Annotated in this window: 4 protein-coding genes and 1 pseudogene; 1 reads left to right on the top strand and 4 read right to left on the bottom strand. The window is 51.1% G+C overall.

The genetic code is table 11. The annotated features are described in order from the left end of the window. Nucleotides 1-115, top strand: a pseudogene (locus tag HKD24_RS14495) (IS481 family transposase); the annotation flags it as partial. Nucleotides 116-217: 102 nt separating this feature from the next. On the opposite strand, the gene HKD24_RS14490 reads toward HKD24_RS14495, so the two are convergent. From HKD24_RS14490 to HKD24_RS14475, 4 genes are read right to left on the bottom strand one after another with little or no spacing between them, the layout of a single operon-like run. Next, on the bottom strand, nt 218-3,304 hold the full coding sequence (locus HKD24_RS14490) for a DEAD/DEAH box helicase (RefSeq protein ID WP_194260892.1): 3,087 nt from the start codon (nt 3,302-3,304) through the stop codon (nt 218-220). Continuing rightward, nucleotides 3,304-4,641, bottom strand: a complete 1,338-nt coding sequence (locus HKD24_RS14485; RefSeq protein ID WP_194260891.1) for an EH signature domain-containing protein — start codon at nt 4,639-4,641, stop codon at nt 3,304-3,306. Before HKD24_RS14485 ends, HKD24_RS14490 begins: the two co-directional genes overlap by 1 nt. Continuing rightward, nucleotides 4,634-5,497, bottom strand: a complete 864-nt coding sequence (locus HKD24_RS14480) for an OmpA family protein (RefSeq protein WP_194260890.1) — start codon at nt 5,495-5,497, stop codon at nt 4,634-4,636. The genes HKD24_RS14485 and HKD24_RS14480 overlap by 8 nt, the downstream gene beginning before the upstream one ends. Beyond that, nucleotides 5,497-7,515: a MotA/TolQ/ExbB proton channel family protein gene (locus HKD24_RS14475; protein WP_194260889.1), complete on the bottom strand. Its 2,019-nt coding sequence runs from the start codon at nt 7,513-7,515 to the stop codon at nt 5,497-5,499. Before HKD24_RS14475 ends, HKD24_RS14480 begins: the two co-directional genes overlap by 1 nt. Nucleotides 7,516-7,812: the final 297 nt, after the last annotated feature.

Here is a 7,812-nt window from a genome sequence, read left to right as displayed (position 1 = left end):
ACTCAAGACTCTGAACGGCCTTACCCCTTACGAATACGTCTGCAAAATCTGGACTTCAGAGCCAGAAAGATTCATCATTAATCCAACCCATCAAAATACGGGACTAAACACCTAGCGCTGCTCAAAAAGCCATGCGAAATCAGAGCCCAAGCGCCAACCAACGGTTATTCGAACTCTCCACATTTCGATTTAGAAACTTCTTTCAGGATAAGTCCTATTATTTAAAATACCATCCCCCATCTTGATTCGATTCAGGAAGTTCCAGACCATCGCGCGCATAAAGCTTTTCCATGGAATGGCAGATCACATCCCCCTCGGAGGCGAAATCGCCTTCTTTCAGATTTTCAGCGAGGAAAGCGACATCGCTGTCAGAATCTCCCATTGGCCACAGTGCGGATGTAGCCAGCTGACGTTTGCGTTGCATAAGATTCTGCAAAAGCAGATCAAAAGACTGTTCACGGTAATTCGGATGGATTGCGAGGGGCACATGAATCGTGACCGGTCGTATCTGTCCCAGTCGATGAACACGATCGTTACATTGCTCTTCCACTGCAGGATTCCACCAACGCGAGAGATGGATGACGTGTGTGGCGGCCGTAAGCGTCAAGCCGGTCCCAGCAGCTTTCGGTCCGAGAATCAAAAGATCGAAGCCTGCTCCTTCATCAAGGTTTTTCTGAAAATTATTGACAATTTCCTGACGCTTCCTGATGGGCGTATCGCCGTTGATCAGGCCAATCTTTTTCAGTCCCAATTTCACTTTCGCAAGTTCAATAAATCGATGCTGCATACGACGGTGCTCAATGAAAACCAGCGCACGCTCTCCTGCAGCGCGAATCCGTCTGAGAATATCAAACGTTGTCGAAAGTCGCGCTGACATCCGGATAAAATCTTCCGTTTCCAGATCAGTATCAATAGCAGGATGAACCGACACGCTGCGAATGTGATGCAGCATTTTCAACGCCGCACCGGCTCCCCCCTTCTGAAGTTTTATTCTCGCTTCTTCATATTTCTTTGCCTGTAGTGGTGGCATTGCTTGTGGATACAAGAAACGGGATTTAGCAGGCAGATCACGCGCGACGGTTTCCTTTAGACGCCTGATAGCAAAAGGCGGTCGCGTCTGAAAAGACGAGAAGAGGCGCTGATGAAGCTCTTCCATATTCCCCTCCTCAGCCTTGCCATAGCGCTCTCTAAAATCCTGCAAAGAACCTAACGCTCCCGGGGCCAGCGTATCCATGATTGCCCAAATATCTCTGGTTGAGTTCTCTATTGGCGTTCCGGTCAGGCCGATCCGAAAATCAGTATCCAGCGTGTGAGCCGCAAGAAAGGAAAGTGTTCCCGGAGTTTTTATATTCTGTATTTCATCAAATACTGTTACAGAGAAAGGAATGCGTGCCAAGGAATGTTGATAATTCGTCAATGTCGCGTAGGTCGTCAGAATCCAGGTAAGATGTCCACTATCCCGCTCGATTGCGTTGTGGATATCAGAAAAATCAAGTTTTTCTTCTCCTGTTTCCTTGTCCGTCCCCTGTCGCCCCGGCAGCTTGCGCGCGCTGATAGAAGAGCCATAAAGTCGCACTAGGAAACCAAGACCAGGTTTCTCAACATGCCGCTCGACTTCCAGTTCCCAGTTTTTAAGAAGTGACGTTGGGGCGACAACAAGAATTGGCCTGCGTGGTCCGACCCGTTTCATATGCTCATTCAGCCAGACGAGAAAGGATATCGTCTGAAGAGTCTTTCCAAGTCCTTGTTCGTCGGCGTTGAGAATTCCTGGCAAGCCAGCTTTCCATGCACGTATCTGCCACTGAAGACAGTCAACCTGATGGTCTTTGAGACGTGTAACAATCCCTAGAGGAACGATCTCGCTCATATCGCTGCGACGGGGACGCAAAGGAATATTCCACGAAAGATCGTCAGTATTTTCTAAGGTTTTTAGAATAACAGGACCCGATTTTGGCGCATCCTCAGTTTCCTCTTGCACCACCTCCCCAGAAGCTTCTTCCCGTGCTGCGAGTTGCGTGTCCAAAAACGCAAGCGTTTGTGGCGTCACGGGGAGAATGCCACCGGCGACTGGAACGACATTTTCTCCGGCGGTAAGGCCTGCCTCCACCTTTTCACGCAAAGCGCGCAATTCGGAGACAGACATATCGCCGGTGAGCGCAGAGACTTCCGGAGAGAAGGCTTCCGGCAGCCACGTTGTTCCGCTGGGGCCACCCCGTCCGATCAGATTGCCACCATAAACTTCAACACCAATGACTCGATTGGAATATTCCTTCGTTTCGACAAAAGCCGGAACAGCAACGGCTTCAATAACTTCCTCCTGCTCTTCGGGAGAAAGATCGGTTAATTCTCCCTTGGCACGCAGATCACCTTCTACTGCTTCCGTGATGCGTATACGGGGATTACGGATAAATGCATGACGCTCCTGCGGCGAGGCATGCTGCATCTCGCTCATTACCTTCAGGACCGGAGCAATACTTGGGTCCATGACAAGGTAATGACCACGCGCAAGGCTATAGGCCTTGAGTACACCACGTTCACGAAATTTATTCTGGAATCGACCAAGATCAGCATATTCCAGTTCACTGTCCGACTCAGAAGACATTTCCTCTGCATTGGGCCGTCTTGAAGAAAATGGGACGACCTCGAAATCTGTTCCATCCTCGTTGGGAGAAATCGAAAGACAGTCAGAAAGCGATATTTTTAATCCTTGCAGAAAATCAGTCATCGACAGTCGTGCAGTTGTACTTTCTCCAGCCATTTCGATACCTGGATCAAGAGCTCGCCGAAAACGGGCAAGAGCTTCCCAATGACGTACGTCGTCGTGAGTGCGGACAAAACCATCTGCAACATCCAGTGCGTCTAGCATCCACAAAGGGATACGCTGACCTCCCGCCATATCGAGAATGGCACCGGTACGTCGGGGAGTCCGACGCTGGCCATTCCGTTCCCAATGATAGGACAGACGGAAATCAGGACTCCCTATTACCCCCTCAGCATCTGTACAAAGCATAAGATCAGTCAGAGGGGGTAAACCGAGTGTCGCCGCTGTTTCGCCATCAAGTGCCGCTACGAGGCGATGTCCTATAATGATACGGCTTCTCGTGATCTCCAGCCTCTCGTCCATCTCGTCGGACAAGGCGCGCAGATCACCCAGTGCGAAGACAAGTCTGTGCTCTTGCTCAGAGAGATTCTTCAGATCAGGTTCTGAAGAGGATGTCGCAAATATGCGTGCCAGCATTCCACGACGTTCGGGGAGAACATCAAGAACGACTGCCTCAGAGGAATAGGTAAAAATAAAATTCATCAGAGGATGCTCCGGCGTGCACGTGTCTGCCAGCCTCCAAGATGCGCAAAACTATCGAGACAGCGGCTTCGTCTTATTCTGGCTACATCATATTGTGACTTGTATAATTCAGGCACCCCTGACGCATCCGCATCAAAAATATGCAGCTTGAAATTATATGTACCCTCAACAACGATCTTCTCGCCAATTCTCATCAGTAGAAGAGACTTATCTTTTTCTCCGGTCTGATGCCCAAAACGTAAGGCCGTTTCCCTGGTGTTGGCAGGCAGTTTTTCCTGAGCGACGTGATATCCCTCCTCATTGAAGGCTACCCAGAGTTCATCCACGACCCCCTGCTCAAGCATCGTTTCCCAGAAGTGTTCGCGATCTGACCACATATGACCACGCTCAACCTCATCTAGAATCTGGAAAAGAAAACGGAAATCTGCCCTCATCAACCAGCGTAGGAACATCGTTTCCAGTTCGGGGTCGACCTCACTCCATGCCGGATGGCGGTGGACCTTCGGGTGACCATAGAACTCGGTAAGACGATCAGTCAGGAGGGACGAGATATCTTTGGATGGCGATTGCTGACGCCATGGTGCTAGCAACGCATTGATGGCAGCGCCCGCTCCCATCTGTTGCAGGGTCTGGCCATCGGGCCTGAGCCAGCCAAGCAGACGCTCAATCTCCTGCTTCTGGTTGAGACGTGGAGCAATCCGCCGGATAAAAGCGAGATGGGCAAAGTCCATCAGGCCTGGCGCATGCGGCTGGCGCAGGCCAATGGCCCGCAACCCATGCCACGGATCGTCCATCGCATCCATTCGTTCAGCAATCGTCTCCGACACTAAGTGCGGATCGAAAAGATCCGGGATATGAAAAATAAGATCCTGCCATCGAGGTCCGATCTGTTCCCGATTACGTTGAAGAGCTGCAGCCAGATCGAAGGTATGGCGGGCGACCGGATCAAAACTCTCCATGTAAACACGCACCATCGGGTTGATGAAACCACAGCGAGTGGAGGCATCAACTTCCTTTAGTAGAAAAAAACGAATAGGCTCGAACGCAGGCGTCTTCCTGAAGTCAGATGAAAATGCGAATCCGGCACTTTGAATAACAAAACTCAGAGGAACACCTCGCCAGTCATTATTCCGGATATGATCCAGCATCTTGTGCAGGATATCCTCTGGACTGCGGTCTGAGGCAATCGCCGGCGCATCGAAACGATCCAGCACACGGCGGATTGTACGCTCGATATTCTCGAAGTTCGGAGGTGTTAAAGGCCGCAGAGGAGCTAGATTCGCAAGTAGCTTAGAAAGCGATACGGTTGTAATCTCCTTTCCGTCCGTCCTACCCATGTGATGTGCCCACAAGGGAAGCACGGAGGTGCTCGATTTCTTCCGAGCGGGCCGGGACGTACATGATGAGCCGCAAATCAATCCGACGATTTGCAGCCTTGCCCGCAACACTATCATTGGATGCGATAGGACGCATTTTTCCGTAACCGGCCACAGAGAGAACTGGCTGTTTCTGATAGCTCAGATGGGACGTCAGTAGCGGCTCTCTAGCAACCATCACACGAAAGGTCTCGTCCGCGCGGTTAGTGGAAAGAACAAGATTGCTCTGATCATCGCCGTCGGAGTCAGTATGTCCCTCGATTTGCACAGCTTCGATCACGGCAAAATCCGGGTTGCATTCTAGCCGCCATGCTGCCTGTGCTCCGAGCGTATAACATGGCAAAAGCTGCTGAAGACGAATGCCGATGGACTGGACGATATTGACACGCTCCGGTCGCAAACTCGCCGAACCGGAGGCGAAAAGTCCGTCTCCCTGGAAATGCAGGGCATCAGATTGTTCGCTCAAAGTTACCTTGAGATCAGGGAATTCGATGTTAAGCTGATCACGCAATTTTTCCAGAATATGTTTACGTTCCGCCATGGCCTGATCAATGTAGCGTTCTAGCGGGTTCGGCTGCTTCAGTCTGGCGATCTCCGTTTCGAGCTCATGTATCTTCTTCTCCGCCGCATCCTTTTCGGCCACAACATGCTCGTAAACCGGCAGCGAAACACTTTTTTGTGGATTATACTTGCTGGAAAAGTAGGCCAACAGCAAGATGACGATGAACAGGAAGCTGACGGTCAGATCCGTCATTGAGACGAACGCTGTTTCTTCTTCGACGTCCTGATTTTCTCTACGACGCTGCAACCCTCGCATCAGGAACGTCCCTGTTGCGGAGAAAATTCCTGTTGTTGTTCAATAACACTTTGCAGTGTGGAAAGAGCAGCATTCAGTCCTTTAGACATATCAATAACATGCGCGCGTATCGACTGCATCGCCTGCTCGACCTGCGTCGCATAGAGGTCAAAGGCCGCACCAAGTTTCTCGTCGACCGTATCCAGTCTGTCTCCCTGTCCCTGCATGCGTTCAAGCATCTGAGTGACAGCTTCAAGCGTGGTTTCAATACCACGTCGTTCGGCTACAAGCGTCTCACTCGCGGTCGCAAGAACGTGCGCAGCGCTTTCTGCCGTGCTTTGCGCACTTCGCGTGACAATCGAGACTGCATTGTGCGTTCCTTCGGTCATTTGCCGTAGGGAGCTCTCCATTCTCTCGGTCGTGGCCCGAACGGGACTGGCAGCCGCAACCAGATCCTGAGAGGAGCTGCGAAAAGCGACAGCTGCTTCAGCGCCCGCCAAAGCGCCATCACGCACAGCATCAGCGGAGCGACGCATCGCGCCCGCTCCTTGATCCAACACTTCCACGAAATTACCCAGACGTTCCGAAATTGCTGTGATCGGCGCTATCAGGTCGCTATTCGCTCTTGCTGAAACCTCACCGGCCATACGGGCTATGTCACTTCCAGTCTGGCCAAATGCCGAGAGAACCGATTGCCCGGCCGCTGCAATCGAAACGTTTGCTGCATCCCCGGCTTCTTCCATCCTCAGCCGTGCAGCCTCTGCGCCTGCATGGGCTGCTCCCTCCATTTCTGAACGCATGACACCGGCCGCCTCGCGTAACTCCTGCGCAGCAGCCGACATCGCTCGCGCTCCTTCTGATGTATTATCGCGGATGCCTTCCAACGTGCGATTCATGACTGAAAGCAGTTGTTCTGCTCCCTGATTTAGCGCACCGGAAGTAAGCTGCGCTGTCTCTGACATCGTGCCACGAAGATCATCTACAGCCTGTCCCATGCGAACAATCGCTTGCTCCATCTCGGAGCCCATCCGCCCGGAAGAGTTATCCATTTGCGCAACAAGCTGTCCAATTCTGTCGGCCGCCGTCGCAAGTCGCTCACTAGCCTGCGATAATGCAGTCCCCACACTTGAAGACAATTGGGATGAGAGATCTGAAGCTAGTTCGGACAGATTCTCCGAGCCCTGCTGACCCACCTTATCAAGCAGCGGCTGCATGGCTGCACTAATGGAGTTCGATATCGCTTCTGGTAATTCCGTACGCAGGGGGCGTCCGATCTCAGCCACTAGTTCGGTCGTCAGGGCGCGGTTATGTTCACGCGCCTCTTGCATAGCCTTCAGTTGATCAAAACCTATCTGCTCGACACTAACAAATGTAAGCCTTTGCTCAATTGTCACGCACAAACCACACAATTCTTTGTCAAGCTTGACCGTGAGACGCCTCAGAATGATTGTAAAAACGATAGAACAGGCAAGTCCCATGAGTGACATGATGAACTTTGCCGAGGCGATCTGCAAAAGACGCTGCATCGTCTGATCAGTGATCGCATTCGACTGGGCCATATTTTGAAGGGCGGCAATTAACCCCAGAAACGTGCAGGCAAGGCCAACAGAAACGAAGAGACCAGGACAAATCCGAAAAAAGCCACTTCCAAAGTGAAGATCCTCGACATTAAAAAATAACGAAGGTCTTACTGAATTACGCAGATTAGACGGCTCTTTCGTGTCAAGTACCAGCGTCTCATCAAACTCGCGCCATGCTTCCCGAATCGACCGGTCAGCACTGTTCTCTTTTGCCTCTTCAGTCCGATCGGAAATACTCTCGCGGTTTTTAGGAAGATCTGTTTCTATTTTCCCACGCAATTTTCTTATGGCTGCAAGCCGGGAGGCATAAAGACGCACAACCCGAAACGAAGCGATTATCAACAGGGTAAAAAGAATAAGAACTACGAGGCCCGGACTTGATTCTGACACCAAAATCTGAGCGAAGCCCAAGACAAGATTGCGGATGGAAAGACCGACTTGGAAAAGCAGAGAAAGCATGGTGACCTAGGGTGTTTGGTTTAATGCCATAATCTACACCTGCCCGTATTTGGCACAAGTTAAGTGGCGCGAAAGAATACGGCAGACAATGGGTTTTGATGGAATTATGTCTTAATTTTTGGATATAAAAAACAGGATTTCGCGCTTTAAATCGGAATTAAGGCGATGGTGGCTATTAGAGGTGGACCCCATTTTTCGGACAGGGCAATAAGCTATAATCCGACCTGAGAGAGGACGGGTTTTATGGGCAAGGTTACGCGCAAGAGGTATGCGGCGGAGTTCAAATCACGGGTTGCC

Origin of the sequence: Gluconobacter vitians (assembly GCF_015244565.1) — a bacterium.
Lineage (GTDB): Bacteria > Pseudomonadota > Alphaproteobacteria > Acetobacterales > Acetobacteraceae > Gluconobacter > Gluconobacter vitians.
The sequence above is the reverse complement of the archived record's forward strand: the minus strand, read 5'-3'. Positions and strand labels throughout refer to the sequence as shown.

Bases quoted from the DNA above. Each gene is read 5' to 3' on its own strand.
- HKD24_RS14490 (WP_194260892.1), bottom strand. From the start codon at position 3,304: ATGAATTTTATTTTTACCTATTCCTCTGAGGCAGTCGTTCTTGATGTT.
- HKD24_RS14480 (WP_194260890.1), bottom strand. From the start codon at position 5,497: ATGCGAGGGTTGCAGCGTCGTAGAGAAAATCAGGACGTCGAAGAAGAA.
- HKD24_RS14475 (WP_194260889.1), bottom strand. From the start codon at position 7,515: ATGCTTTCTCTGCTTTTCCAAGTCGGTCTTTCCATCCGCAATCTTGTC.
- HKD24_RS14485 (WP_194260891.1), bottom strand. From the start codon at position 4,641: ATGGGTAGGACGGACGGAAAGGAGATTACAACCGTATCGCTTTCTAAG.